This is a genomic window from Brevundimonas sp. (assembly GCF_041919755.1).
Classification (GTDB): Bacteria; Pseudomonadota; Alphaproteobacteria; order Caulobacterales; family Caulobacteraceae; genus Brevundimonas.
This window is the reverse complement of record NZ_JAYRTD010000002.1, coordinates 183,189-208,892: the sequence shown is the minus strand read 5'-3', so window position 1 is coordinate 208,892 and position 25,704 is coordinate 183,189. Positions and strand designations below refer to the sequence as shown.

Below are 25,704 nucleotides of genomic sequence, written 5' to 3'. Positions count from 1 at the left end.
GGTCTGGATCAGCTCAGATACTGGTCGGTGATGGCCTGACCCAGTCGGCCGTTCTCGTACAGGAACGACTGGATGTATTCGTGCAAGCCGGACTGGAAGATGGCGTCGATATTGGCCCCGTCGAAGGCGCGCATCCGCTCCTGCGCCAGCCGCTGGGCCGGGCCACGGCGGCCATAGTCGGACGCCAGCCGCTCCAGATAGCGCACGATCGACGCCTGACAGCTTGCCAGCGACCTCGGCATCTGGCGGTTCAGCACCAGCAGGTCGGCGACCAGCCAGGGCTTGACCGAGTCACGGTAAACCCAGCGATAGGCCGTAAGCGCCGACACCTCGCGCAGCAGGGTGGTCCACTGGAAATAGTCCAGCTGGCCGCCGACCCGTTCGCCCTCGGGCAGCAGCAGATGGTATTTGACGTCCAGCAACCGGGCGGTGTTGTCGGCCCGCTCGATCGCCGCGCCCAGACGCAGGAAGTAGTAGGCGTCGCCGCGCAGCATGGTGCGACTGGTCGCGCCCTCGACCGACAGGGTGACGGTCTTTACCCACTCCAGGAAATGCACGAAGTCGTCGCGTCGCGTGGGCTGGCCCTGCTCGGCCAGACCGTTCCAGGCCCCGTTGATCGCCTCCCACAGCTCGACCGTCAGGGCCGTACGGACCGAGCGCGCATTGGTCCGGGCACGCGTGATGCAGGAGGTGATGGACGAGGAGTTCAGCGTCGAAAAGGCCAGGAACTCGCGCACCGACTTTTCGGTCGGCGAACGGCCCAAGGCCTTGGGCGCTCCGGCCGAGGCCAGCGCGCTGGCCCAGACGGTTTCGGCGTCGCCGTCCCCGCGCGTGGGAATGGCGGCGAGGCGCAGCGTCGCCTCGAGAATGCGCGCGAGAAAATCCGCCCGCTCGATATAGCGGCCAGTCCAGTACAGGCTGTCTGCGGTACGGCTCAGCATCAGACGTCCAGGACCCAGGTATCCTTGGTTCCGCCGCCCTGGCTGGAGTTGACCACCAGCGACCCGGCCTTCAGCGCGACGCGGGTCAGGCCGCCGGGCGCGACCTTCACGCCGTCCGGGCTGGACAGGACGAAGGGGCGCAGATCCACGTGGCGGCTGGACAGTTCGCCCTTGTCGAGTGTCGGTGCCGTGGACAGTGCCAGGGTCGGCTGGGCAATGAAGTCGTCGGGGTCGTTGATCAGCTTCTTGCGGAACGCCTCGACCTCGGCCTTGGTCGAGGCCGGGCCGACCAGCATGCCATAGCCGCCGGACCCGCCGACCTCCTTGACCACCAGCTGATCGAGGTTGGACAGCACCTCCTTCAGCGCCTCCGGCTCGCGGCAACGCCAGGTCGGCACATTCTTCAGGATCGGCTCCTCGCCCGTATAGAAGCGGACCAGTTCGGGCATATAGGTATAGACGGCCTTGTCATCAGCCACGCCAGTGCCGACCGCATTGGCCAGCGCCACATTGCCCGCCTGATAGGCCGTCATAAGACCCGGCACGCCCAGGGCTGAATCCGGGCGGAACATGAGAGGATCGAGGAAGTCGTCGTCGAGGCGGCGATAGATGACGTCCACCCGCTGACGGCCCTGGGTGGTGCGCATGAAGACGTGGTCGTCATCGACGAACAGATCGCTGCCCTCGACCAGTTCCACACCCAGCTTGTCGGCCAGGAAGGAGTGTTCGTAATAGGCCGAGTTGTAGGGCCCCGGCGTCAGAAGCACGATCGTCGGATCGGACCCCGCCCCTAGCGGCGCGCAGCCGCGCAAGCTGGCCAGCAGCATGTCGGCATAGGTCTCGACCGGACGCACCGGATAGTCGGCGAACAGGTCGGGGAACAACCGCATCATCATCTCGCGGTTTTCCAGCATGTAGGAGACGCCCGACGGCGTGCGGCAGTTGTCCTCCAGCACATAGAAGCCGTCCTCGCCGGTGCGGACCAGGTCGACGCCCGCGATCTGGACCCAGATGTCGCGCGGCGGACGGCGGCCCTGCATCTGCGGTACATAGTAGGGATTGGTCAGTACCAGCTCGGCGGGAATGATCCCGGCCTTCAGACACTCCTGCTTGCCATAGATGTCGGACAGGAAGGCGTTGATGACATTGACCCGCTGGACCAGACCCGCCTCCAGCCCGGCCCATTCGGACGCGCCGATGATGCGAGGCACGACGTCGAAGGGGATCAGTCGTTCGCTGCTCTCGGCCTCGCCATACACGGCGAAGGTGATGCCCATGCGGCGAAAGAACAGCTCGGCCTGGCGCGAACGAGCCTGCAACAGCCCCTCCGGCGCGTCCGCCAGCCACCGGGCAAGGCCGCGATAGCTGTCGCGGACCTCGCCGCCCATTCCGGACATTTCGTCGAACGCCAATGCGGCTCCTGCAGGCTGATGCGTCCGGTCAGGGTGGACCGAGACACAACAGCGTTGCAACAAGATTGTTGCACCGCGGCGACGACGAAATCAGGGAGTGCCTAACGCCGCCGTCGCCGGTGCGGCCGCGACCTGACGCGGGCCTGCATTCTTGACGTACTGATCCAGCCAGCGAACCGTTTCCCACAGGGTGTGGCCGACGGATTCGCGCGCACGATAGCCGTGGGCCTCCAGCGGCAGGACGACGTAGCGGACCGTGGCCCCCTGCCCCTTCAACGCGGCATAGAAGCGCTCCGACTGGATCGGGAAGGTGCCGGAGTTGTCATCCGCCTCGCCGTGGATCAGCAGGATCGGCTCATTGACCCGGTTGGCGAAGGTGAAGGGCGACATCTCCTGATAGGTCTCGGTCGCCTCCCAATAGGTGCGCTGTTCGGCCTGGAAGCCGAAGGGCGTCAGGGTGCGGTTATAGGCCCCCGAACGCGCGATGCCGGTGCGAAACAGGTCGGTGTGCGCCAGCAGGTTGGCCGTCATGAACGCCCCGTAGGAATGGCCACCCACGGCGATCCTGTCGGGATCGGCCACGCCGCGATCCACCACCGCCTTGACGGCGGCCTCGGCCGAGGCGCTCAGCTGTTCGATATAGGTGTCGTTGGGCTCGGCCCCGTTCACGCCGATGATGGGCATGGTCGGATTATCCAGCACGGCATAGCCCTGGGTCAGCAGGAACAGGTGGCTGGACCCGCCGGGACGCACGAAGCGGTTGTCGGTATCGACCACCTGACCGGCGACGGCGGCGTCGGTGAACTCGGCTGGATAGGCCCACATGACCAGTGGCAGCGGGCCGTCGCGCTCCTTGTCGTAGCCGGCCGGCAGATACAGGGTGCCGGACAGCTGGACTCCGTCGGCGCGGGTATAGGTGATCAGCTCGCGTGACACCCCGGCCAGTTGCGGCGCGGGATCGGGGAAGGCGGTCAGGGCCGTGGTCGGGGCCGCCGCCTGATCGTCGTCCAGGCTGCGGATATAGAGGTTGCCCGGCATGTCCTTGGTCTCGCGGCGCGTGACCAGGCGGCGACCCTCGTCGTCCAGGATGCCTACCAGGCTCTCATAGGCTCCCGGAGCCGAGGTCCAGATACGCTCGGACTGGCCGGTGTTCAGGTCCATCGCGGCCAGGAAGGGATATTCCCCCTGCCGCGTGGCCCCCGCGCCGGTCATCAGCACGCGTGATCCGTCGGGGGTGAAGCGCATGACATTGAAGCCATTGCCCGTCGGCTGGGACACCGGTGAGCCGGGATCGTTGTAGCGATCCTGATAGTTGCGCTCCAGAAGGACGCGACCCTGGCCCGGGTTCGATGGATCGACCACATAGCGGGTTTCGTTGCGCGTATTGAACCAGCGGCTCCCGACGATGGCCAGATCGTCGCGACCCCAGTCGACCCCGCCATAGCGTTCGTCCAGATCGATCAGCTTGACCGGCTGGCCACTGAACGGCGCGGCCAGCATCAGGACGCGATCGCGGACCTCGGAGGCGCTGCGGGAATCGCCGCCGTCCTGGGCCTCGGCCCAGACCAGGGTGGCGGGGGCATCGGCACGCCATTGGACCGAGCGCGGGCCGGGCGCGACGGAATCGAACGGGGTGGGGATGTTGTCACGCAGAGGGAGGTCGGCGACCTGATGCACGACCCGACCCTGCAGGTCGGTGACCGTCACCTCGGACGGGAACAGGCTGGCGGGCACCACATAGCTGTAGGGCTTCTTGACGCGCGTTTGCAGCACATGCGCCCCGTCGGGCGACACGGACGCCCCCAGGATCACGCCGGGCTGGCCGATCGGGCGGACCGTCCCGGCCAGCGACACCACCGCGAGCTGAGAGGTAAAGTAATGGTCGAACAGGGCCTCGTCGCCCGCATCGGACAACAGGTCCTGATAGGTTCGCGTCGGGGCCGCACGGCCGCCGGTCTCCGAGATTGTCGGGCCGGCCGGCGGACGGGTGGTGTCCGGGGCCGCGCCGCGCCCCGCAGGCACCATGCGGACCACCAGACCGGAGTTGTCGGGCAACCAGTCGAAACCCGCACCGGCGGCGGCATTGACATAGCCATCGGCCACCTTTCGCGCCGTCGCGGCAGCGACGTCGGCGACCCACAGCTCCATCCCTTGCGGCGCATCCATCAGGAAGGCCACCGACTTGCCGTCCGGCGACCAGCTGGGCGAGGTGAAGCGTGCATTGGCGGGCAGGCTGACGGGACGTATGGACCCGCCCTCGACCTGCTGGAAGCTCATGCCCGTCAGCCAGCTGATGCGGCTGTTGGCCGGGCCGTTGTTGCGCGGATTGATGCGGTAGCCGCCCAGCCGCAGCATAGGCTCGGCCAGCTCGGCGATAGACGGCAGGTTGGACCGGTCGAACAGGGCCAGGGTCTGATCGTCGGGGCTGAGCGACGGGGTCGGCGTCGGCTTGGTGTCCAGGATCTGGGCGATGGGGGCCGGCGGCTGCTGGTAGGTGACCCCGTTCTGAGCCTCCTGAGCCATGACAGGACCGGCGAGTGCGGCCAGAAGAACGAACGCGGGCAGAGCCCGGCCAAGCAGACGATGACGCATTTCAGAACAGTCCCATGACATCCGCCGGCCCGGCGGGCGCGGCACGCTAGGGTGCCGCTGCGTCAGGGGTCAAGTCACGATCATTGCGGCGGGCGCGGCTCGGCCGGTTCCTGGCCGGGGAAGCGGGCATCCTGCCAGCTGTGCCATATGTCGCGCATGCCCTGACGCGGCATGTCGGTGCCGACCTGCGCCAGTTGATCGATCCAGACCTCGGACACCCGCCCGACTGTGACCGACCACCAGCCCGGCGGCTGTTCGCGCGACCAGTTCAGCGGTGAGACCGCATTGAAGGTCAGCATGAAGACCGCGACGACGAGAATGACCACATCGGTCCAGCGCCGGTCGGCGGCCGCCGTCGCCTCGGCATCTAGCGGCGGCTCGACCGGATAAAGGCTCCGACCGAAGGCGCGCAGCCGCCCGCGGAAGGTGCGCAGGTCGTGGGCGTCGGCCCCCGGGATCCAGTCGCTGACGGGATCGGGCCGGGTGGGGGTCGGTGTGCGATCGGGTTCGTGAGTCATGACGCCTCCCGCCTCAAAACTGGAAATAGATGAAGGGGGCGACGCCGTCGGGACGGGCCGCCTCCAGGATCAGGAAGGCGGCGGACAGCAGCAGGCCAAACGTGAGCGCCGGAGCCTCCTTGAGCCGCATCGCCACCCCTTCGATGGCGCGCGGCGGCAGCCAGTGCATGGCCAGGCCGCCGACGACCAGCACCAGCAGCAGCGGCGTCAGCGCCAAGACCGGACCGGGTCGGGCCAGACCCTGCAGCATGGCCACAGCCATACCGAAGCTCTCTGCCCGGAAGAGTATCCAGCCCAAGCAGACGATGTGGAAGGTAACGATGACGCCGAGGACCGTCGGCATGACCTTGCGGTTGCCGAAGGCGGCACGACCCAGTCGCTCGACCACCTGGACGAAGCCGTGCAGCGCGCCCCAGGCCAAGAACGTCCAGGCCGCGCCGTGCCACAGGCCGCCCAGCAGCATGGTGATAAAGACGTTGCGGCAGCTGGCCCACAGCCCCTTCTTGCCGCCCCCCAGCGGGATATAGAGATAGTCGCGCAGCCAGCTGGACAGGCTGATGTGCCAACGCCGCCAGAAGTCCTGCATCGACGAGGCGCGATACGGCTGGTCGAAGTTGCGCGGGAAGGAATAGCCCAGCAGGGCCGCGATCCCGATCGCCATGTCCGAATAGGCCGAGAAGTCGCAGTAGATCTGAACCGCATAGCCATAGACGGCAAAGGCGATGTCGACGCTGCTGTAGGCCGAAGGATCGAAGAAGACGGGATCGACCAGATTGACCGAAATCTCGGTGGCGATGATCGACTTCTTGAACAGGCCCCAGACGATCAGCAGCAGACCCCAGGTGGCGGCTTCGCGCGTCAGGCGCGGGGCCTTGTCGAACTGGGGCAGCAGGTCCGAAGCCCGCACGATCGGCCCGGCCACCAGATGCGGGAAAAAGCTCATCAACAGCATGACGTCCAACAGGCTCTTGGCCGGCGGGGTCGTGCCGCGATGCACGTCCACGACATAGCTGATGCCCTGGAAGGTGAAGAAGCTGATCCCCACCGGCAGCAAAATCTGCAGGATCTGAATGTCGCGCCCCCAGCCCAGCGGGGCCAGCAGGTTGGCGAACTGCTCCACAAAGAAGCCGTAGTATTTGAACGTTCCCAGGATCAGCAGATTGGCGGTGACGCCGAGGACCAGCAGTCCTTTGCGCCGGTCTCGGGGCCGCCGCGCGATCATCGCCGCAATGCCCCAGTTAAGCACCGCCGACAGGATCAGCAGGGCGACGAACCTTTCGTCCCACTGGGCATAGAAGAACCAGCTGGCCAGCAGCAGGAAGATCTTGCGCGACCGGTTCTCCGCCCCCAGCGCCCAGGTCGCAAAATAGACGATCAGGAAGAAGACCGCGAAGGCCAGGGTCGGGAACAGCATTCAGTCAGTCCCTGCGATCAGGCGGCAGGCTGGGCGGTGGGTTGCGGCCGGGTCAGGCCCGCGTCGCGCACCAGTCGATCGACGATGCTGCCGCTGACATGCATCACCCCGGCCAACGACAGATGCATGCCGTCATCCTTGCGCATCAGTACGCGGCGACCGTTGGAATCCTGACCATAGGCCTCGTAGCCCCCTTGGGCGTCGGCGGTCAGGGGCACCATGTCGATGAAGGTCGCGTTGGCAGCCCGCAGGCGGCTGCGAACCAGGTCGTTGATGACCTGCATCTTGGCGTTGAAGGCGTCGCTGCGCATGCGAGGATTGCCGACCCAGTAGACGGCGATGTCGCGGCTTTTCAGCAGGGCGATCAGATCATCGACCCGCTTGCCATAGATGGCCTTCCAGCCGTCGCTGCCGAAGGGATGGACGGTGCCGTCGATCTCCATCCCCTGCCCGTCATTGGTGCCGAAGGCGATGATCGCGACGTCCAGATCGGCATTGGCCAGCTGCCCCTGCGTCTTGGCCTGGATGTCCACAAAATCGTAGCGGGCCAGGCCGGTCGCGGGCTGGGTGAACTTGCTGACCGTCACGTTCGGATAGGCCTGCATGTCGCGATACAGACCAGTGTAGAGGTCCGACGCCATGGAGTCGCCGAACACCCCGATCTTCAGCGAGCCTTGGGCCAGACGCTGGGACAGAGGCGTGACGGTACGGGCATCGACCGCCGCCGTCGGCAAGGCTGGGCGGACGGTTTCGGCGCCCGGTGCGGGAGCCGTTGCCTCAGGGGCTGCCGAGGCCTGCGCCGCCTGATCCTTGCCCAGCATCAGCGTCGGATGACGCAGCCATTGCCGCCCGTCCGGGGTCAGGGCCAGACCCGCCACGACGCCGATCACGAAGATCAGGGTCAAGGCATTGATGACCTTGCGAACGCTCATACTCACGGTTCCCGGAAGCCAGAATGTCGCAGCGACTTTTATCCATTTTCGCGAGTCTCTCCAGCCCCTGCATCTGACGGAAGATGTCAGCCTGCGTGTGTTCATCGCGCAGACCGCCTTGCGCTTGCCCCCCCGTGCGGGGAAAGCTAGAGACGACTGAAGACCAGATATTCATCAAAAGATGAAAAGAGGAAGCGATGCGGAAGATTGTCTCCGATGCGCGGGCGGCGCTCGACGGGCTAACGTTCGACGGCATGACCGTCATGTCCGGCGGGTTCGGCCTGTGCGGCATCCCCGAGAACCTGATCGCGGGCCTGCGCGACAGCGGCGTCAAGGGTCTGACGGTCATCTCCAACAATGCCGGCGTCGACGGCTTCGGCCTGGGTCAGCTGCTGGAAACCCGCCAGATCGCCAAGATGATCAGCTCCTATGTCGGGGAAAACAAGGAGTTCGAACGCCAGTATCTGGCCGGTGAGCTGGAGCTGGAGTTCAACCCGCAAGGAACACTCGCCGAGCGCATTCGCGCGGGCGGCGCGGGCATACCCGCCTTCTTCACCGCCACCGGCGTGGGCACGCTGGTGGCCGAAGGCAAGGAGGTGCGCCACTTCAACGGTCGCGACTATGTCATGGAAACCGGCCTGGTCGCCGACCTGTCCATCGTCAAGGCGTGGAAGGCCGACGAGCGCGGCAATCTGGTGTTCCGCAAGACCGCCCGCAACTTCAATCCGATGATGGCCACGGCCGGCAAGGTTACCCTGGTCGAGGTCGAGGAAATCGTGCCCGTAGGATCGCTGGACCCCGACCACATCCATACGCCGGGCGTCTACGTCGATCGCCTGTTCAAGGGCAGCTTCGAAAAGCGCATCGAACAGCGCACCCTTCGTCAGCGCGCCGACGCCTGAACCGATGGGCGACGTTCAGCGAAGCAAGTTGCTGAGCCTGATCCTGCGGCACGATCCGGCCAAGGCCGGTCTGACGCTCGACGACGGCGGCTGGGTCGAGGTGAAGGCCCTTCTGGCCGGCCTCGAAGGCCTCGGGCAGCCGATGTCACGGGACGAACTGACGGCGATCGTTGCGGAAAGCGACAAGAAGCGCTTCACCCTCTCGCCGGACGGTCTGAACATTCGCGCCGCCCAAGGGCATTCGGTCGCGGTCGAGCTGGCCCTGCAGGCGAAGACCCCGCCTGAACGGCTCTTCCACGGCACCGCCGCCCGCTTCATGGACGCCATCATGAGCGAGGGCTTGCGCCCTATGGGCCGACAACAGGTCCATCTCTCGGCCGACACCGAAACGGCGGCCCGCGTCGGTCAGCGTCACGGCTCTCCCGTCGTGCTGAGCGTGGCCGCCGATCAAATGCACAGGGACGGCATTCCCTTCTTCCAGGCGGACAACGGTGTCTGGCTGGCTGATGCGGTTCCTCCCCAATACCTTTCCCAAGATCTGGATCACTGAGGAAACCCCCATGGCCCGCACCCGCGAACAACTGGCTGAACGCGCCGCGAAAGAGCTGCAGGACGGCTTCTATGTGAACCTCGGTATCGGCATCCCGACCCTGGTCGCCAACTACATTCCCGACGGCATGGAGGTCACCCTCCAGTCCGAGAACGGCATGCTCGGCATGGGCCCCTTCCCCTGGACGGGCGAAGAAGACCCCGACCTGATCAACGCTGGCAAGCAGACGATCACCGAGATCCCCGAGAGCGCTTACTTCAGCTCGGCCGACAGCTTCGCCATGATCCGCGGCGGTCACATCAACCTGTCCATCCTGGGGGCCATGGAGGTTGCCGAGAACGGCGACATCGCCAACTGGATGATCCCCGGCAAGCTGGTGAAGGGCATGGGCGGGGCCATGGACCTGGTCGCAGGCGTGAAGCGCGTCGTCGTCGTGATGGATCACGCCAACAAGCACGGCCAGTCCAAGGTGCTGAAATCCTGCACCCTGCCCCTGACCGGCACGGGCGTGGTCAGCCGCATCATCACCGATCTGGCCGTATTCGACGTCAAGCCGGACGGCGCGGGCCTGGAGTTGATCGAACTGGCCGACGGCGTGAGCCTGGACGAGGTCGCGGCCAAGACCGAGGCGACCTATACGATCGCGCCCGGCCTGGCCTGATCGGCGTCAGGCCGCGTTCGCCTCTGTCCAGGCCACGATCTGGGTGTTGAGGTCGCGCGTGGCCAGATCATAGGCCTCGACGATGGCCCCCACGCGGTTGGCGGCGGCGGGCTGCTCGACAGTGAAGACGCGCTCTTGCTTCACCTGCCGCTCGGGCAGGGTCAGCAGGCGTACGCGGGCCGAAACGACAACGGTCGGCACAGCTTCCGGAGCCGGATAGCGGGTCTCGAACGAGCGTACGTCGATGTCCAGCGAGCGGGTGCTGCGGGCCAGTTCGCGCGGGCCGATCAGGCGCACGCGCGTCGCCTGACTTGCGAAGGCATTTTCCAGGCTGGCGGTAAACAGGTCGGACGCCGGCGAAATCCAGCGCGCGCCGCCGATATAGGCGGTCTCCGTGCCCGTGACGCCCAGCAGCTTGTCGCCCTCGGATGCCGCCGGCATTTCGGCGCGGCGCATGGAGACCAGGATTGGATCGGCCACCAGTGTCGCCGCCTGACCCGACACGCCGCCGAAGCGGTAGGTCTGGACCGGATCAGGGCTGGACAGCAGGGCGCAGGCCGACAGGGAAATGGCGGTCGCGCCGACGGCAGCAAGACGAAGCAGGTGAGAACGGATCACGGTTGAACCTCCAGTTCACGGGTCGGGGCACGGCCGATGAAGTCACGCGGGCTGGCACGAACCTCGTCGACGAGGCCTTCCAGCGAGCGCGTGGCGTCTTCCAGGCCCTGGATCGACTGTTGCAGTTGCGGCAAGCCAGTGGCGGTGAAGTCGGTCAGCGGACCCTCCACGCCCTCGGCCGTCCGATTGATGGTGGCGATGGCCTTCTGGGCGTCCTCGGCCGCCTTGTTGATATTGGCGACGGCGGAGCGGCCGTCGGTTTCGACCAGGCGACGCGCCTCGGCTCCCAGGGCTTCATATTCGCCAATGGCTGAGTTGGCTTTGGTCAGGGCCTGTTCCAACTGTTCGAACATGCCCTTGCGCGCTTCCAGTTCGGCGGTCAGGGATTCGACGTTCTTCAGGCTGGTCGAGAAGCTGCGAACGTTGTCGTCGGACAGCACGCGGTTGATGCGGTTCAACGCATCCACCGTCTGGGCCAAGACCGTGCCGGAGCCGCTGAGCAGTTCGGCGATGGGCGACGGCTGGCTCTGGATCACGGGAATGACATTGTCCGGATACTGGGTCTTCAGGATGGCACTGTTCGGGTCGCCAGCGGTGATCTGGATATAGTTCAGGCCGGTGATGCCCTGCGGTTCCAGCTGGGCGCGCGAGGAGACCCGCACGGGCGTGGTGCCATCCACGCGGATGCGCGCGATGACCTGATCGCCCTTGTTGGGATCCAGGTTCAGATCGGTCACCTCGCCTACACGGATGCCGTTGAAATGGACCTCGCCGCCTTCCGACAGGCCGCGCACAGGGCCGTAGAAGACGATGTCATAGACGTCGTAGTCGTTGTTGAACTGCAGGCGGGCCAGCCAGATGGCGAAGACCGCCAGCGCCGCCAGAAGGGCGACGGTGGCGATGCCGACGGCGGCGTAGTGTGCGTCTCTTTCCATGGGTCGGCTCTCCTCAGGCCGCTTTCGATCCGGAACCGGCGCGTCCGCGCGGTCCCAGGAAGTATTCCTTGATCCAGGGATGGTCCGAACGTTCCAGCTCGCGGACCGGCGCCTTGGCGACGACATGCTTGTCGGCCAGGACGGCCACCTGGTCGGTGATGGCGTAAAGGCTGTCCAGATCGTGGGTGATCATGAAGACGGTCAGGCCCAGATCGTCCGACAGCTGACGGATCAGGTCGTCGAAGGCGGCGGCCCCGATGGGATCCAGACCGGCCGTCGGCTCATCCAGAAAGACCAGTTCCGGATCCAGCGCCAGGGCACGCGCCAGGCCGACCCGCTTCTTCATGCCGCCCGACAGCTCTGCCGGCTTCTGATGATGCACCTCGGGCTTCAGACCGACCATGGCGATCTTCATCTCGGCCAGCTCGCGGATCACCGCCTTGGACAGATTGGTGTGTTCCACCAGCGGCGAGGCGACGTTGTCCAGCACGCTGAGGGACGAGAACAGGGCCCCCTGCTGGAACAGGATTCCCGTCCGACGCTCGATGTCGGCGGCCTGCTCCTTGGTCATGTCGCCCGTATCGTGACCGAATATCTTGATCGATCCTGCCTCGGGCTGCTTCAGGCCGATGATGGTGTTGAGCAACACCGTCTTGCCGGTGCCGGACCCGCCAACCACGCCCAGCACCTCGCCCCGGACGACGTCCAGATCCAGGTTCTCGTGGATGGGGGCCTGATCGCCGAACTGACTGACCAGCCCGCGCACCTCGATCAGGTTCTCGGGCTTGTCGCCGGCTGGAGCGGCTTCGGTCTTGTCCAGTGTGTCCGTCACAGGTTCAGCTCCATGAAGATCATGGCGAAGACGGCATCCAGGAAGATGATGGCAAAGATAGCCTGCACCACGGCGGCGGTCACCCGGCGCCCCAGGCTCTCGACGTCGCCGGCCACCGCCATGCCCTGACGACAGCCGATGGCGGCCACGACGATGGCAAACACGGGTGCCTTGACCATGCCGACCAGCAGGTGATTGCCCATCATCGGGTCCTGCGACATCTGCTGGATAAAAAAGATCGGGCCATATCCGAGCACGCCCCATGTCACGAGCAGGCCGCCGAACAGACCCGTCACGATCCCGACAAACGTCAGCAGGGGCATCATGATGACCATAGCCGCCAGTCGCGGAATGACCAGGGCCTGGAACGGATTGACGCCCATCACCTGCATGGCGTCCACCTCCTGCGTCATCCGCATGGAGCCGATCTCGGCCGCAAAGGACGAGGCCGAGCGACCGGCCAGAAGGATGGCGGTGATCAGCACGGCCAGTTCGCGCAGGACCGACACGGCCACCAGCTGAACCGTGAACACACCGGCTCCCAGCTGCGACAGCAGATTGGCCCCCAGAAGCGCGATCACGGCCCCGATGAAGAAGTTGGTCACCGCGATGATCGGCATGGCGTCCAGCCCGGCGCGCTCGCCCTGACTGAACCAGGCCGCCCAGCGAATGCGGCCGGGATGTTTGAATGCCGTTCCCACCGCCACGATCAGGCGGCCGAGGAAGGCCATCGACAGCACGGCCTCGTTGAAGACGTCATAGACGCCCAGACCGATCTTGCCGAAGAAGCGGACGACGGGCAGCGGACGTCGCGGCGGCGGGGCGCTTTCGCGCTCCAGCTTCTCGACCATGGCATAGGTACGGCCCGCTTCGGGGCGTTCGGACCATGCGGATTTGGGCAGGACGCAGTTGGAGGCCTGAACGATGGCCAGTGCGCCCGCGGTGTCGAACCGGCCCAGATCCTTGAGATCGACCGCATCGATGCAGCGGTCGCGCATCTCCTCATCCAGCCTGCGTGACACACGTCCGAGTTCCGTCGCCGTCCAGTCGCCAGTCAGGCGAAGGGTGAGGGTCGAGCCTTCGTCGTCGATCTGGAAGTCCGCTGCAGCCATGTCGCTTCTTTAAACGCCCCCGGAACTTTGACCACGGTCTTGCACGGCAAAGCTCGCCCGGGTGTGACAACGCCGCTGAACCGTATTCGTTCAGCCACATTCGACGATACGTTTCAAAGCGATGCGCGGACGCGCGCTAGATCCTCGACGAACCGCAGCCGCTCTGCTGCCCGCCCCGCCTCATCGGGAATACGCAGCAGATAGGATGGGTGGGCCGTGATCATCAGGGTCGCGCCGTCGTCCAGCGCAATCGGCTGACCCCGTTCCTTGCCGATCGTGACCTTGCGGCCCAGCACACCCAGCGCCGCCGTCGCACCCAGGGCCACGATCAGACGCGGTTTGACCAGTCGCCGCTCAGCATCCAGCCACCAGCGACAGGCCGTGACTTCGCCCGCCACAGGCGTTTTGTGCAGGCGGCGCTTGCCGCGCGGCTCATGCTTGAAATGCTTGACGGCATTGGTGACGAAGGCCTGATCGCGGTCGATGCCGACCTCGTCCAGCGCGCTGTCGAGCACCTGACCGGCGGGGCCGACGAAGGGCTGACCCGCCAGATCCTCCTGATCGCCGGGCTGTTCGCCGACGATCATCAGGGGCGCGGCGGCGGTGCCCACCCCGCAGACCCCTTGCGTCGCATCACGCCACAGCGGACAGCGGCGACACCCCTGCACGGCGCGGTTCAAATCCTCCAGTGACGTCGGCACATAATCCTCGGCGACCTCACGCTTGCGCACGATCGGCGACAAGGTCTGGGCCAGACGCGGATTGGGGGTGGAGGCGGGAGCGGCGACCATTCTGTCTTCCCGAACCGCGGCCTGGGCGATCAGTTCCGGGATCACCGCCGCCTCGGGCAGGTTCTTCCAGTACCGCTTGGGCATCTCGCCCTGCATGGTCCCGGTTTTCAACCGCGCCGGGTTGAAGGTCGAGGCATAGTAGGTCTTCCAGAACTCCTCGATCTCGTCCTCGGTCGGGGCCATGTCGCGCGTGGCGGGCGGGCCGAACGTCAGGGCCTGGCCGTCCCAGAAGGCGCAGCCGTCCGGCGTCAGAATGGACCACCGCATGGTCGTGAACCGCCGCATGAAGAAGGGGGCGGTGCGCTCCAGCACCCGGTGCGCGGGTTCGAACCAGGCGACCCAGGCCTCGCCTTCATCGTCCTGCACTTCCCGGAAGCGGACGAAGGCTTTCATCTTGTGACTGGCCCGGCTGACGTTCTTGGCCCGCTCGAAGGCGTCGGCGACATCGACGTCGGTGACCACCTTCATCAGGTCCGGCTCGTCCCGCAGTCGCCAGAGCAGCCGATACAGCAGGTCGAACCGGTCGGCCGAACGGTGCAGGATCACGGCCTGCGCCAGATCGACGAAGGCCTTGGGCACCGCGAATTCCGACGTCGCAGTCAGGACAGTCGCATCCGCGGACGGAGCGGCATCGAACAGGCCGCCCTGATCCTCGCTGCCCGCCACTACGAACCGCGCCTGCGACGGCTCGACCCCCTCCAGCCGAAAGGCCCGCGCGGCCTTGCGCCAGCCGTCGAAATCGATCTCGCTGGCCAGGGTCGCGACGCGCATCAGAACAGGCTCAACTGCACCGGCTTTTCGACCGGCGTCAGGCGCGCACGCAGATCGGCGGCATCGGTCAGGCCGCCCGGCGTCCAGTCCAGGGCGGTGATGAAGGGCCGGACCTTGTCGATGCCCCGGCACAGCCGCCCGATGTCCTCCAGCCGCAGGGTGCGCCAGCGCCGGACCTGAACGATCCGGTTGACCGACTTCACCCCCAGGCCGGGCACCCGCAGCAGCATCTCGCGCGGGGCCGTGTTCACATCGACCGGAAACTGCTCGCGCCGGTTCAAAGCCCAGGCCAGTTTGGGATCGATGGCCAGATCCAGCATGCCGTCCACCGTCGCCTCGCCGATCTCGGGCGGGGAAAAGCCATAGAACCGCATCAGCCAGTCGGCCTGATACAGCCGATGCTCGCGCATCAGCGGCGGTTTGGACAGCGGCAGCACGCTGGACGCGTCCGGGATGGGCGAAAAGGCGGAATAATAGACGCGGCGCAGGCCATAGCCGCCATACAGCGACGCCGAGCGGTCGATGATCTCGGTATCCGGAGCCCCGTCCGCCCCGACGATCAGCTGGGTCGACTGACCGGCGGGCGCAAATTTCGGCGGCTTGATCCGCTCTTTCTTTGACGGCTTGGCGGCCTCGACGCCCAGCCGTACCTGGCTCATCGCCTTCTTGATGACGGCCACATCCTTCTGAGGGGCCAGCCGATGAAGGGCCTCGTCGCGCGGCAGTTCGATATTGGCCGATAGCCGGTCGGCATACAGCGCCGCCTCCTCGATCAGGCGGGGATCGGCCTCTGGGATCAGCTTCAGATGGATGTAGCCGCGAAAGCCGTGGTCGACCCGCAGCGTCTTGGCCACCAGGACCAACTGCTCCATCGTATAATCGCCCGAGCGGATGATGCCCGACGACAGGAACAGCCCTTCGATATAGTTGCGCTTGTAGAAGTTCAGCGTCAGCGACACGACCTCATCCACATCGAACCGCGCCCGCTGCACGTTCGAGGACGCCCGATTGATGCAGTAGACGCAGTCGTAGATGCAGAAGTTGGTCAGCAGGATCTTCAGCAGGGAGACGCAGCGGCCATCCGGCGTATAGGCGTGGCAAATGCCCATGCCTTCGGTCGAGCCGATGCCCTTGCCGCCCATGGAGTCGCGCTTGCTGGTGCCCGACGAGGCGCAGCTGGCGTCATATTTGGCCGCATCGGCCAGAATCGACAGTTTCCGCTTGAGATCGATCTGCGCCATCGTTCATGGTATGTTCCAATAACGACGTAAGGTCCAGCGTAGCCGTTTGGCAAAATGTCGCGTCAGCTCAGATAGTTGAGCAGGGTCGATTGACGCAGCTGGCTGATGACCTGGGCCGAGGCCTGGATAGCGATCTGCGATAGCTGCAGATCGGTGACGGCCTTCAGCATGTCGGCATCGGTGCGGTCCGCGACCAGACCGTCGAGGGACGCGATCTGGTCCTTGTGGCTGGCGATCAGACTGTCGACCTGATTGGCCTGGGCCCCGGTCATGGCGGTCTTTTCCGTCACGGCCTTGCCGGCCTGATCCAGCAGGGTCAGCTGGCTGGTCAGAAAAGTCTTCTGCGCCTCAGTCAGCTTGCCGGTCAGCGGACCCTGCGGCCCTTCGTGAAACGCCTGAATGTCGCGCAGGATGGCCAGGGTGCCGGTGCCCAGCTCGCTGGCCAGGACGCCGGTCTCCAGCGTCGTGCCCTCGGCCACGCGGCTGGCGGTTTTGAGGCCGTCGTTACGGAACTGGGCGGCGAGCGGGCCGGTCGTCAGGTCCGACATGGTCTGGGCAGCCAGAGGTTCCACATCCACCGACGAGCCAGCGAACAGATAGTTGCCCTGATGCTTGGTGTTCAGACCACCGCGCACCGTCTGGAACAGACCCTCCAGCTCCGTCATCAGGCCCACGCTGGTGTCGGCAGCAATGGCATTGCCGAGGGCCGCGCGGATGTCCTGTGTGCCCTCGCCGACGCGGTTCATCGCCAGATCCTGCGAGGTCAAGCGCGCTGCGACCGAATTCGAGGTGTCGAGGAAGCCCTGCAACCGCGCCGCAGACCCCTTCAGCGCCGTCAGGGTCTCGGACTGTCGCCCGAAACCGACCAGGTCGGTGGCATTCTTCTGGGTCGAGACCCGTTCCTGGGCATCATTGGCCTTGATCTGGGTGTTCATCAGATTCAGCAGGGCCGTCTGATAGTTTCCGAATGTGGCTACGCGCGTCATCAGACCATCCCCAGCAACGTGTCGTACATGTCCTTGGCCGCCTGGATCATGCGGGCCGAGGCGTTAAAGGCCTGCTGATAGGTGGTCATCAGCACCAGTTCCTCGTCCAGGTTGACGCCTTCCTGCGAAATCTGCCGGGCGCTGGCTTCGGTGGCTAAGGCGTCGGCGGTCTGGGCCCGGGTCTTGGCGGCGGCGGCCTTGCCCCCGATGTCCCCGGCCAGTTCCGACGCATAGCGCGAGACCGACATGGACCCGCCCGCCGCCCCGCCCGCCGACTGAAAGGCGCTGGTGCGCTGACCGGCATCGGCCAGAAGCAGGGCCCCGCGCCCGTCGCCACTGGTCAGGGCTGCCGAGCCTGCGGCCGCGCCCAGGTTCAGCTGGGCCAGCGCCAGATTGGCCGGGCTGGTGCGGATGTCGGAGCGGATGGTGAAGCTGTCGGCACGTGAGGCCCGCGTCCCCTCCCCGATCCCGAACAGGGCCGAGACCGAGACGCCGGACGGCACCTGCCGCGTGCGATCGTCCAGCACGCTCATGCTCGGCGACGGATTGCCTGTGCCAGTATAGCTCAGCGCCCCGTCGGCCCCCAGGCTAAAGCTGCCATAGCGACCAATGCCCGTGATCGGATCGTTCAAGGCCGTGATCAGATCGCCGACGGTGCCGCCGGCGGGGACGGCCACCTCTATGTCACGGATGCGCGCGCCGCGCTCGTCGGTGAAACGGAAGCTCATCGTCTCGCCGGCGGTGAAGCCGTGAGCCGAGGCGGCGGTCAGGCCGGTATCATAGATGGCCGGGGTGTCGGTCGAGACCAGATCGTTCAAGCCGAAATAGTGGGAGAAGCCCCGCCCCGCCTTGTTCGACTCGGCACCTGCCGGATCGGCGATGGAAATGCCGCTGCCCGCCGGAGCCTGGATGCTCAGCTTGCCGTCGACGAAGCTGGCCGTCGCCCCGCCCAGCTGGCTGTTCAGCGTGGCCAGAAAGGTCGTCGGATCGGCCGCGACGCCATTGATCGTCATGGTCGCGCCCGAGAAGACGATATCGGCGCGGCTCTGGATGACCCCGGCAGAGTTCACAACCGCGATGGTCGTCTGGCCCGTGAAGCCTGCCAGGGCCGTCTCCAGCGACTGGCCGACATTTCGTCCGGTCAGGCGGTTGGGCGCAGGCACGGCGGTGTTGGCATTGTGCGCGCGGTTCAGCTCGTCGGCGACATGGCTGACCAGTTCGGCCAGCCGGGCGGCGGCGGCGGGCGCATCGACGTCGCGCAGTTCGACCAGGCCCTTGATCTCGCCCGAGGTGATACCGTCCAGCAGGGCCCGCTTCTGGCCGCTGGGTTCGGTGACATAGATTTCGTTGAAGGCGCTGGTGCTGGTGACCGTGCCGGTGGGGGTGTAGCCGATCCTGCCCACGCCCTGGCCGGCCAGCATGGCCCCGCCGTTGGTGCGTACCGTCACCCCGCCGATCGGGCGCTGGGTGATCTGCACATCCATCAGCTTGGACAGTTCGCCCAGCAGGGCCGACTGGGCGCTCTGGGCACCGGAGGAATCGCCCTTGGTCGCCGATGCACGGGCGATTTCCAGGTTCAGCCCCTCGATCTGTTCCAGCAGGCTGTTGGCCTTTTCGACCGCGCTCAGGATGCGGGCGTCGGCGTCCTGGCGGACCGCATCGATCTGCTTGCTGATCCGTCCGGCCTCGTCGAACAGGGCCTGGGTCTTGAAAAGGGCGTCCTGACGGCTGGGCGAGGACGTCGGATTCTCGCCACTGGCCGCAAAGGCCGAGAACAGGCTGTCGATCTGGGAGAAGAAGCCGTTGTCGCCTCCAGGATCGCCGAACAGCGACTGGATGCGGTCGTACAGTTCATAGCGCACGGCCTGGCGGGCGGACTCGGCCCCCGCCTTCATGCTCGCGGCCTGCAAGAACTGATCGGTCGCCAGGCGGATACGTGTGATCTCGACACCCGAACCTATGCCCGTGCCCGTCAGTGTCTTCTGATCGGCGATCTTGCGGACATAGCCGGGCGTGTTGACGTTGGAGACGTTGTCCGAGATCACGCGCAGCTGCGTCTGGGCCGCCGACAGGCCGCTGCTGGCCGTGTTCATGATGGCGTTCAGGGTCATGCGACCAGCCCTCCGTCACAGACGGCACTCGGCAAAGCCTGCCATGCCACATGCGCTTTTTGCCCGGCCGCGCACGCGGGCGCGCCAGCCAAGTCACTGATATTACGCAAGATCGTGTTTCGCGTCTGGGTCATGGCTAATCAGGCGCGCAAGCGGCGGGCCAGATGGACAGGCGACACAAATCTCCCCGCCTACCGGGCAAATACCGTCACTACGCGGCAAGTTTGATCACAGCCGCTCAAGCTTCCCCCGCGACCGAGCTCGGAATTTGTTGTTTCAATACAGAAGCTTGCTCTCGACTACGCAATTGGCCCGCGACTTGCGGCGGAGCTGCCGAATGTCCGGCGCAGCAGGCGCCCTCGTCCTCTCGCTTCACCGCGAGCCGTCACGGTTTCATGTCAGCCTCCGCCGTCCTCAATCTGATCGCGCCCTCCGCTCCGTTGCCTGTGCAGGCTGCGGGCGACGCCGATGCGTCGATCTTCGGCGGCCTGCTGTCCGATGTCGGGGCGGGCGACGGCGGCACTGACGACAGCGTCCCGCCGCAGCCCACCATTCTGCCGCCGCGCACCGTGACCAAGCCTGCCGGCAAGACTGTCGCCGTGGACGGCAGCGCACCGGGCACCCTTATCGACCCGACCGGCCTGGGCACAATCCAGACCCTGCCGCCTGCCCCGATGGACGAGACTGTCGTGACCAAGGCAGCAGACGTCGCCCTGACCCTGCCCGGTCCCGCTGCCGAGACGGATCCAGCAGCGTCTGACGTTGGCGCGAAGACCAACGATCAGCCCCCCGTCATGCCCTTGCCCGTCGTGCCCACGCCCGTCGTCGCAACGGCGTCGGCAGCAGCTCCGACATCGACCGCGCCGGTTGTCCTGCCAGACGTGACGGCCGCCGACGCCGCAGAAGCGGCCCTGCTGGCTGCTGCCGCCGAGGCAACGACCGACGAGGCCCAGACCCTGCCGCCCGCTGCCGCCGACAAGACCGCAGCTACGACACCGCCAGTCCCCCAGGTCCAGCCGCCCGCACCGCCTCCGTTGAAGCCCGCATCCGAACGCACGGGCCGCACCCATGACGGGCTCACCCGCGACGTGAGTGAGACCAAGGTGTCTGCCGATGGCGTGACTGTGACCACCACCGCATCAGCCCCCTCGGCGACTCCTGCTCCCACGCCGGGCAAGACCACTGCGGACGCCGCCGCGCTGCCGTCTGCGTCTGCCGCGCTGACAGGCCAGGCCGATCCGTCCGGCGACCTGAAGGCTGATGGGGCCACAGCCTCGCTCGATACTGCCAAGGCGCATGCCGAGGCGGCCGTCAGCCACGACGCAAGCCTGTCGACCCTGTCTCGTGCCACCATCGACGCCACGGCCCAGATCGCCGCTCAGATCATCCGCAAGCTGGATGGCAAGTCGACCCGGTTCGAGATGGCTCTGACGCCCGACGACCTGGGACGCGTGGACGTCAAGCTAGAGATCGATGCCGAGGGCCGCCTGGCCGCACGCATGGCCTTCGATAACCCGGCCGCCGCCGCCGATCTGCGCGGCCGGGCCGACGAACTGCGCCGCCAGCTTCAGGATGCGGGCTTCCACGTTCCCGACGACGCCTTCGAGTTCGCCGAGCGCGACAGTGGCTCCAGCGCCTTTGACCGGGGCGCGTCCGATCACAACGACCACCGGCGTCAGAACCGCGCCTTCTCCGCCGCCTCTAGCCTGAATGCCGAAATCGATGTGGCCCAGCCGCCCCGCTGGATGTCGCTGTCCCTCTCGCCCTCGGGCGTGGATTTGAAGGTTTAACCGATGGTCGACTCCATCAGCACCACTAACGCCACGACCCGGATCAACTCCGGCTCGACCATGCTGGCGTCGAACTTCGAGACCTTCCTGACGCTGCTGACCTCCCAGCTGAAGAACCAGGATCCGCTGTCGCCGGTCGATTCCAATCAGTTCACGGCGCAGCTGACCCAGATGGCGGGCGTGGAGCAGCAGCTGCTGACCAACGACCTGCTCAAGACCCTGGTCGCGGGTCAGGGCGGCGGCAGCCTGGCCAACGCCGCCAACTACATCGGCAAGGATGCGACCGCCGCCTGGGCCGCGACCAAGCTGACTGACGGCAAGGCAACCTGGAGCTATGAGCTGGCCAACACCGCCACCGACGCCAAGCTGCAGGTACTGGATGCCCAGGGCAAGGTGGTCTGGGAGGGCACGGCTCCCGACAAGTCCACAGGCGTTCACGACTTCACCTGGGACGGCAAGACCACCAGCGGCGTCAATGCCACCGAAGGCGGCGTCTATACCCTGAAGATCGTCGCAACCAATGCGACCGGCGGCACGGTCGACAGTCAGGTCCTGACTCGTGGCCGGATCACCGGCGTCGAGATGTACAACGGCGAGGCCTATCTGACCGTCGGCAACTCGATCCTTCCGCTCTCTACCGTGATCGCTCTGGAAGAAAACCGGACGGCCACGCCCACCCCCACGCCAGCGAACGATGACAGCGAGGAGGGTCTGATGGCCTCCATCGCCTCGGCGCTGAACCCTCTCAAACTGTTTTCGTAAAGGACCCGAGCCATGTCTCTCAATAGCGCCCTGTGGGCCGGTGTTTCCGGCCTGTCCGCCAACGCCGCCGCCCTGGCCTCGATCTCGCAGAACATCGCGAACGTGAACACGGTCGGCTACAAGCGCACGACCAGCGAGTTCCAGACCGTCATCAACGGCCAGTCCGCCGGCACCGGCTATTCCGCCGGCGGCGTCATCGCCAACACCCGCCACTACACCTCGCAAGGCGGTCAGCTGCAGCGCACGACCTCCAGCACCGATCTGGGCATCGCCGGTCAGGGCTTCTTCGTCGTGACCGAAAAGCCCGAGAACCTGACGCCGATCGATGCGCGCCTGTTCACCCGCGCCGGGGCGTTCACGCCCGACGACTTCGGCTATCTGAAGAACACCGCCGGTCTCTATCTGCAGGGCTGGCCCGTGGACTCGGAAGGCAACATCGCGACCGACCCGTCGGACATCAACCGCCTGCAGTCGATCAACATCGGCTCGGTCGGTGGGGCCGCCGAGGCGACGACCCGCGCCCAGCTGAACGCCAACCTGCAGTCCAGCCAGGTCATCTCGGCGGAGGCGACCGCCGCTGCCGCCACGCCGCCCGGGGCCGACGCCTATGACCCCACGACCAACTCCATGGCCATGTACAACCCCGACACGGGTGTGGGCGTGAAGCCCGACTTCACGATGTCGATCCCGGTCTCGGACTCCAAGGGCGGCCAGCGCACAGTGGCCCTGTCTTTCCTGAAGGGCGTCAATCCGAACGAATGGTATGCGGAAATTCACGCCGTGCCCGCATCCGACATCGAGGGCGGCGCCAATGGCCTGATCAAGAGCGGCCGGATCGTCTTTACCCAGGATGGACGTCTGGATCCCGTCGCCACCGCGGCGCTCGGGGCCAATGCCCTGTTCCCTGACCTGAACGCCGCCACTCTGAACATCGGTGCATCCGATGCCGCACCCGGCGGTGTGAAGTGGGCCACCGGCCTGGGCATCGCGGCCCAGCCGATCAATCTGGCGCTGAACGCCTCCGCAGGCGGCCTGACCCAGTACAGCAGCGCCTCGGCCGTCCAGTCGGTGAACACCAACGGCACAGCCTTCGGCAACCTGGCCAGCATCGAGATCGACAAGGAAGGTTTCGTCACCGCCATCTTCGACAACAGCGTGACGCGCCGTATCGCCCAGGTCGCCATCGCCACCTTCGCCAGCCCCGACAATCTGACGGTCGAGGACGGCAACGCCTACCGGGTCAGCCGCGGTTCGGGCACCTTCAACCTGAAGACAGCGGGCACAGGCGGCGCGGGCTTCATCGGGGCCTCGCAGCTTGAGGCTTCCACCGTCGATCTGTCGGCAGAGTTCACCGGCCTGATCACCACCCAGCGGGCCTATTCCGCCTCGTCCAAGATCATCACCACGGCCGACGAAATGCTGGCCGAACTGATCAACATCAAGCGCTGATAGCGGCCTGAGCGGGGGAACGGCGCATGGACCGATCGATGAAAACCACGCGGGTGGGCGGAGGGGATTTTAGGATTCCCTTCACCACGACGCTTAAACGGCCCTTAGTCGGGTCGCGCTACCTTGCCTGCTCAGTGTGGTGGTGAATGAGGCAAAAGCCCATGTTGCAAGAGCGACGTCTTAATACCCAGGGTGAACAGTATGTCGTGGGGCCCACGGGTACGCCGCTTACGCTGCGCGACCTGCCGCCGCCGCATACCGATCGCTGGGTCATCCGCCGCAAGGCCGAGGTGGTCGCCGCCGTGCGCGGTGGTCTGATCAGCCTCGATGATGCGTTGGCTCGCTACCGTCTGACGGCCGAGGAGTTCCTGGCCTGGCAGAAGGCCATCGACAAATGGGGCATGCAGGGCCTGCGCACGACCCGCATCCAGCATTACGGTCGCGACGACTGATCGGCCCGATCTCTCTCCCCGACGGCCAGCGGCCGCTCCTGATGACAGGGGCGGCCGTTGTCGTTCTGACGTGTGTCCACGCTCAGGCCTCGAAATCGCGCGCTTCAGGGCCTAGATAGCGGCCATGACCCTGACCGAGGACCTCTGCCCAATCCCCGACATCGCCCCTGTTTCGTCTGAAGGCGACATGGATGCGGCGGTCGAGGCCGCGCGCGCCGCGGTTGGCCTCCCGGTCGGATCGCGTGTGGTGGCGGCCATGTCGGGCGGGGTGGACTCCACCGTGGTCGCGGCCCTGCTTCACAAGGCGGGATACGACGTCGTCGGTGTCACGCTTCAACTCTATGACCACGGCGCGGCCCTGAAGAAGAAGGGGGCCTGTTGTGCCGGTCAGGACATTCACGACGCCCGCCTGGCCGCCGAGATGCTGGGCATCCCCCACTATGTCCTCGACTATGAATCCAGGTTCCGCGACGCAGTGATCGACCAGTTCGCCGACAGCTATCTGGCGGGTCAGACGCCCGTGCCATGCATCCGCTGCAATCAGACGGTCAAGTTCCGCGACCTTCTGGACGTAGCCCGCGACCTGGGGGCTGAAGCGATGGCGACGGGCCATTATGTCCGCCGCTCCGTCGCGGGCGGCCGCGCCCAGATGAGGAAGGCGGTCGATCACAGCCGCGACCAGTCCTACTTCCTGTTCGCCACGACGCGGGATCAGCTGGACTACCTCCGCTTCCCCCTGGCCGATCTGGAAAAGCCCCAGGTGCGTGGCGTGGCGGCGGCGCTGGGCCTGCGCATCGCGGCCAAGCCGGACAGCCAGGACATCTGCTTCGTCCCCAACGGCGACTATCGCACCCTGATCGACAAGCTGCGGCCCGAGGGGCGCGAGGCAGGCGAGATCGTGCACATGGACGGCCGCGTCCTGGGCAACCATGCGGGGATCACCGACTATACGATCGGCCAGCGGCGCGGTCTGAACGTCGCAGTGGGCGAGCCCCTGTTCGTGACCCGGCTGGATCCTGCCAGGCGCCACGTCATCGTCGGCCCGCGCGAGGCCCTTCTGACCGCGTCCCTGACGCTGGACGAAACCAACTGGCTAGGTGACCAGACGACCATGCAGGATGCCGCCGAGGCCGGCGTGCCCGTCCTGGCCCGCGTCCGCTCGACCCGCCCGCCCTCGCGTGCCCGCCTGTCCATGACGGACGGTATCGTGGCCGTGACCTTCGACCAGGGCGAGGAAGGCGTCGCGCCCGGCCAGGCCTGCGCGCTTTATGACCCGACCGACCCCGACCGCCTGCTGGGCGGCGGCTTCATCAAGACCACGATCGCTGTTGTCTGATCCAGCAGAAGATGCCTGGGCACTGGGCGTTCGCTCGGGCCTGCCGTCCGAAATGCGCTATCTGGTCGAGGGCTTTCCGCGCGATCGCTGGGTACGCAGCCAACTGGACCAGACCGCGGCCTTCTGGCTTCAGATGCATGACGGCTTTCGCGGCCATCAGCGACATATGGACGATCTGATCACCCAGTGGCGGTCAGACGGCGACCTGATCGCCCTGCACCGTCAACTGATCCCCGCCCTGCAAGGCTTCCTGCAGCATCTGGACGGCCATCACCGCATCGAGAGCGGCCACTACTTTCCGGCCCTGCGTGCGATGGAGCCCCGGATCGACCGAGGTATCGACCTGCTGGACCGCGACCATGACGCCGTGCACGACACGCTGGAGGCCCTATTCCGTGACGGCATGGCCTTTCATCAGGCGGTGGCTGGCAAGGCCCCTGACGCCGCCGACCAGGCCCATCGTCTCGGCGAGCGGATCGCGGGTGCAGCCCGTCCCCTCCTGCGCCATCTGGACGACGAGGAGGACATCATCATCCCCTTGATCCAGTTGCGCGGCGCGCCTGCGGTCTGAACGAACGCCGAAATTCTTTTTGCCC

General features: G+C 66.1%; 23 protein-coding genes. 9 read left to right on the top strand and 14 right to left on the bottom strand.

What is annotated here, in order from left to right:
• Positions 1–8 precede the first annotated feature (8 nt).
• The 6 genes from ACE3TH_RS03800 to ACE3TH_RS03775 all read right to left on the bottom strand — a co-directional run bounded on the left by ACE3TH_RS03800 (position 9) and on the right by ACE3TH_RS03775 (position 7,809).
• On the bottom strand, positions 9–941 hold the full coding sequence (locus tag ACE3TH_RS03800; RefSeq protein WP_296164653.1) for an alpha-E domain-containing protein: 933 nt from the start codon (positions 939–941) through the stop codon (positions 9–11).
• Positions 941–2,338 (bottom strand): circularly permuted type 2 ATP-grasp protein, encoded by a 1,398-nt coding sequence (locus ACE3TH_RS03795; protein WP_374597941.1) that lies wholly within the window; start codon positions 2,336–2,338, stop codon positions 941–943. Before ACE3TH_RS03795 ends, ACE3TH_RS03800 begins: the two co-directional genes overlap by 1 nt.
• A gap of 105 nt (positions 2,339–2,443) precedes the next feature.
• On the bottom strand, positions 2,444–4,945 hold the full coding sequence (locus ACE3TH_RS03790) for a prolyl oligopeptidase family serine peptidase (RefSeq protein ID WP_374597493.1): 2,502 nt from the start codon (positions 4,943–4,945) through the stop codon (positions 2,444–2,446).
• 80 nt (positions 4,946–5,025) lie between these two features.
• Entirely contained in the window at positions 5,026–5,463 is a 438-nt protein-coding gene (locus ACE3TH_RS03785; RefSeq protein WP_374597492.1) for a hypothetical protein, read from the bottom strand.
• A gap of 13 nt (positions 5,464–5,476) precedes the next feature.
• Complete coding sequence (locus tag ACE3TH_RS03780; RefSeq protein WP_374597490.1) at positions 5,477–6,877, bottom strand: MBOAT family protein; 1,401 nt, start codon at positions 6,875–6,877, stop codon at positions 5,477–5,479.
• 17 nt (positions 6,878–6,894) lie between these two features.
• Positions 6,895–7,809: a DUF459 domain-containing protein gene (locus ACE3TH_RS03775; protein ID WP_374597489.1), complete on the bottom strand. Its 915-nt coding sequence runs from the start codon at positions 7,807–7,809 to the stop codon at positions 6,895–6,897.
• Positions 7,810–8,006: 197 nt separating this feature from the next.
• Here ACE3TH_RS03775 and ACE3TH_RS03770 point away from each other — a divergent pair, with 197 nt between their 5' ends.
• Genes ACE3TH_RS03770 through ACE3TH_RS03760 form a run of 3 tightly spaced genes read left to right on the top strand, consistent with a single transcriptional unit; the run spans position 8,007 to position 9,922 of the window.
• Positions 8,007–8,711, top strand: a complete 705-nt coding sequence (locus ACE3TH_RS03770) for a CoA transferase subunit A (RefSeq protein ID WP_374597487.1) — start codon at positions 8,007–8,009, stop codon at positions 8,709–8,711.
• Positions 8,712–8,715: 4 nt separating this feature from the next.
• Positions 8,716–9,261, top strand: a complete 546-nt coding sequence (locus ACE3TH_RS03765; protein WP_374597485.1) for an RNA 2'-phosphotransferase — start codon at positions 8,716–8,718, stop codon at positions 9,259–9,261.
• A gap of 10 nt (positions 9,262–9,271) precedes the next feature.
• A complete protein-coding gene (locus ACE3TH_RS03760) occupies positions 9,272–9,922 on the top strand; it encodes a 3-oxoacid CoA-transferase subunit B (protein ID WP_374597483.1) in 651 nt (216 codons plus the stop codon).
• A gap of 6 nt (positions 9,923–9,928) precedes the next feature.
• Here ACE3TH_RS03760 and ACE3TH_RS03755 read toward each other — a convergent pair whose 3' ends face one another.
• The 8 genes from ACE3TH_RS03755 to flgK all read right to left on the bottom strand — a co-directional run bounded on the left by ACE3TH_RS03755 (position 9,929) and on the right by flgK (position 19,319).
• On the bottom strand, positions 9,929–10,540 hold the full coding sequence (locus ACE3TH_RS03755) for an ABC-type transport auxiliary lipoprotein family protein (RefSeq protein WP_374597481.1): 612 nt from the start codon (positions 10,538–10,540) through the stop codon (positions 9,929–9,931).
• Positions 10,537–11,475 carry an MlaD family protein gene (locus tag ACE3TH_RS03750; RefSeq protein ID WP_292170889.1) on the bottom strand — a complete coding sequence of 313 codons (939 nt, stop codon included), beginning with the start codon at positions 11,473–11,475 and terminating at the stop codon, positions 10,537–10,539. The genes ACE3TH_RS03755 and ACE3TH_RS03750 overlap by 4 nt, the downstream gene beginning before the upstream one ends.
• 13 nt (positions 11,476–11,488) lie before the next feature.
• Positions 11,489–12,307 (bottom strand): ABC transporter ATP-binding protein, encoded by an 819-nt coding sequence (locus ACE3TH_RS03745; RefSeq protein WP_374597478.1) that lies wholly within the window; start codon positions 12,305–12,307, stop codon positions 11,489–11,491.
• The gene (locus ACE3TH_RS03740; protein ID WP_374597476.1) at positions 12,304–13,419 is read right to left on the bottom strand and encodes an MlaE family ABC transporter permease; all 1,116 of its coding nucleotides are present in this window, start codon (positions 13,417–13,419) and stop codon (positions 12,304–12,306) included. Before ACE3TH_RS03740 ends, ACE3TH_RS03745 begins: the two co-directional genes overlap by 4 nt.
• Positions 13,420–13,532: 113 nt before the next feature.
• Positions 13,533–14,981 (bottom strand): UdgX family uracil-DNA binding protein, encoded by a 1,449-nt coding sequence (locus ACE3TH_RS03735; protein ID WP_374597474.1) that lies wholly within the window; start codon positions 14,979–14,981, stop codon positions 13,533–13,535.
• Entirely contained in the window at positions 14,981–16,222 is a 1,242-nt protein-coding gene (locus ACE3TH_RS03730) for a putative DNA modification/repair radical SAM protein (RefSeq protein ID WP_374597472.1), read from the bottom strand. The genes ACE3TH_RS03735 and ACE3TH_RS03730 overlap by 1 nt, the downstream gene beginning before the upstream one ends.
• Before the next feature lie 62 nt (positions 16,223–16,284).
• On the bottom strand, positions 16,285–17,208 hold the full coding sequence (locus tag ACE3TH_RS03725; protein ID WP_374597470.1) for a flagellin: 924 nt from the start codon (positions 17,206–17,208) through the stop codon (positions 16,285–16,287).
• Positions 17,208–19,319, bottom strand: coding sequence for a flagellar hook-associated protein FlgK (gene flgK / locus ACE3TH_RS03720; RefSeq protein WP_374597468.1), 2,112 nt, complete (start codon positions 19,317–19,319; stop codon positions 17,208–17,210). The genes ACE3TH_RS03725 and flgK overlap by 1 nt, the downstream gene beginning before the upstream one ends.
• Before the next feature lie 395 nt (positions 19,320–19,714).
• On the opposite strand from flgK, the gene ACE3TH_RS03715 reads away from it, so the two are divergent.
• The 6 genes from ACE3TH_RS03715 to ACE3TH_RS03690 all read left to right on the top strand — a co-directional run bounded on the left by ACE3TH_RS03715 (position 19,715) and on the right by ACE3TH_RS03690 (position 25,679).
• A complete protein-coding gene (locus ACE3TH_RS03715) occupies positions 19,715–21,109 on the top strand; it encodes a flagellar hook-length control protein FliK (protein ID WP_374597466.1) in 1,395 nt (464 codons plus the stop codon).
• 3 nt (positions 21,110–21,112) lie between these two features.
• Positions 21,113–21,871: a flagellar hook assembly protein FlgD gene (locus tag ACE3TH_RS03710; protein WP_374597464.1), complete on the top strand. Its 759-nt coding sequence runs from the start codon at positions 21,113–21,115 to the stop codon at positions 21,869–21,871.
• Between the two features lie 12 nt (positions 21,872–21,883).
• A complete protein-coding gene (gene flgE, locus ACE3TH_RS03705; RefSeq protein WP_374597462.1) occupies positions 21,884–23,320 on the top strand; it encodes a flagellar hook protein FlgE in 1,437 nt (478 codons plus the stop codon).
• Positions 23,321–23,481: 161 nt separating this feature from the next.
• The gene (locus tag ACE3TH_RS03700; protein WP_374597460.1) at positions 23,482–23,772 is read left to right on the top strand and encodes a DUF1153 domain-containing protein; all 291 of its coding nucleotides are present in this window, start codon (positions 23,482–23,484) and stop codon (positions 23,770–23,772) included.
• Positions 23,773–23,896: 124 nt separating this feature from the next.
• A complete protein-coding gene (gene mnmA, locus ACE3TH_RS03695) occupies positions 23,897–25,108 on the top strand; it encodes a tRNA 2-thiouridine(34) synthase MnmA (protein ID WP_374597458.1) in 1,212 nt (403 codons plus the stop codon).
• Positions 25,101–25,679 carry a hemerythrin domain-containing protein gene (locus ACE3TH_RS03690; protein ID WP_374597456.1) on the top strand — a complete coding sequence of 193 codons (579 nt, stop codon included), beginning with the start codon at positions 25,101–25,103 and terminating at the stop codon, positions 25,677–25,679. The genes mnmA and ACE3TH_RS03690 overlap by 8 nt, the downstream gene beginning before the upstream one ends.
• The last annotated feature ends 25 nt before the right edge of the window (positions 25,680–25,704 follow it).

What these genes read in the sequence shown, in the direction of transcription:
- ACE3TH_RS03800 (WP_296164653.1), bottom strand. Translation starts at nt 941, where the DNA reads ATGCTGAGCCGTACCGCAGACAGCCTGTACTGGACTGGCCGCTATATC.
- ACE3TH_RS03795 (WP_374597941.1), bottom strand. Translation starts at nt 2,338, where the DNA reads ATGTCCGGAATGGGCGGCGAGGTCCGCGACAGCTATCGCGGCCTTGCC.
- ACE3TH_RS03790 (WP_374597493.1), bottom strand. Translation starts at nt 4,945, where the DNA reads ATGCGTCATCGTCTGCTTGGCCGGGCTCTGCCCGCGTTCGTTCTTCTG.
- ACE3TH_RS03785 (WP_374597492.1), bottom strand. Translation starts at nt 5,463, where the DNA reads ATGACTCACGAACCCGATCGCACACCGACCCCCACCCGGCCCGATCCC.
- ACE3TH_RS03780 (WP_374597490.1), bottom strand. Translation starts at nt 6,877, where the DNA reads ATGCTGTTCCCGACCCTGGCCTTCGCGGTCTTCTTCCTGATCGTCTAT.
- ACE3TH_RS03775 (WP_374597489.1), bottom strand. Translation starts at nt 7,809, where the DNA reads ATGAGCGTTCGCAAGGTCATCAATGCCTTGACCCTGATCTTCGTGATC.
- ACE3TH_RS03770 (WP_374597487.1), top strand. Translation starts at nt 8,007, where the DNA reads ATGCGGAAGATTGTCTCCGATGCGCGGGCGGCGCTCGACGGGCTAACG.
- ACE3TH_RS03765 (WP_374597485.1), top strand. Translation starts at nt 8,716, where the DNA reads ATGGGCGACGTTCAGCGAAGCAAGTTGCTGAGCCTGATCCTGCGGCAC.
- ACE3TH_RS03760 (WP_374597483.1), top strand. Translation starts at nt 9,272, where the DNA reads ATGGCCCGCACCCGCGAACAACTGGCTGAACGCGCCGCGAAAGAGCTG.
- ACE3TH_RS03750 (WP_292170889.1), bottom strand. Translation starts at nt 11,475, where the DNA reads ATGGAAAGAGACGCACACTACGCCGCCGTCGGCATCGCCACCGTCGCC.
- ACE3TH_RS03740 (WP_374597476.1), bottom strand. Translation starts at nt 13,419, where the DNA reads ATGGCTGCAGCGGACTTCCAGATCGACGACGAAGGCTCGACCCTCACC.
- ACE3TH_RS03735 (WP_374597474.1), bottom strand. Translation starts at nt 14,981, where the DNA reads ATGCGCGTCGCGACCCTGGCCAGCGAGATCGATTTCGACGGCTGGCGC.
- ACE3TH_RS03730 (WP_374597472.1), bottom strand. Translation starts at nt 16,222, where the DNA reads ATGGCGCAGATCGATCTCAAGCGGAAACTGTCGATTCTGGCCGATGCG.
- ACE3TH_RS03725 (WP_374597470.1), bottom strand. Translation starts at nt 17,208, where the DNA reads ATGACGCGCGTAGCCACATTCGGAAACTATCAGACGGCCCTGCTGAAT.
- flgK (WP_374597468.1), bottom strand. Translation starts at nt 19,319, where the DNA reads ATGACCCTGAACGCCATCATGAACACGGCCAGCAGCGGCCTGTCGGCG.
- ACE3TH_RS03715 (WP_374597466.1), top strand. Translation starts at nt 19,715, where the DNA reads ATGTCAGCCTCCGCCGTCCTCAATCTGATCGCGCCCTCCGCTCCGTTG.
- ACE3TH_RS03710 (WP_374597464.1), top strand. Translation starts at nt 21,113, where the DNA reads ATGGTCGACTCCATCAGCACCACTAACGCCACGACCCGGATCAACTCC.
- flgE (WP_374597462.1), top strand. Translation starts at nt 21,884, where the DNA reads ATGTCTCTCAATAGCGCCCTGTGGGCCGGTGTTTCCGGCCTGTCCGCC.
- ACE3TH_RS03700 (WP_374597460.1), top strand. Translation starts at nt 23,482, where the DNA reads ATGTTGCAAGAGCGACGTCTTAATACCCAGGGTGAACAGTATGTCGTG.
- mnmA (WP_374597458.1), top strand. Translation starts at nt 23,897, where the DNA reads ATGACCCTGACCGAGGACCTCTGCCCAATCCCCGACATCGCCCCTGTT.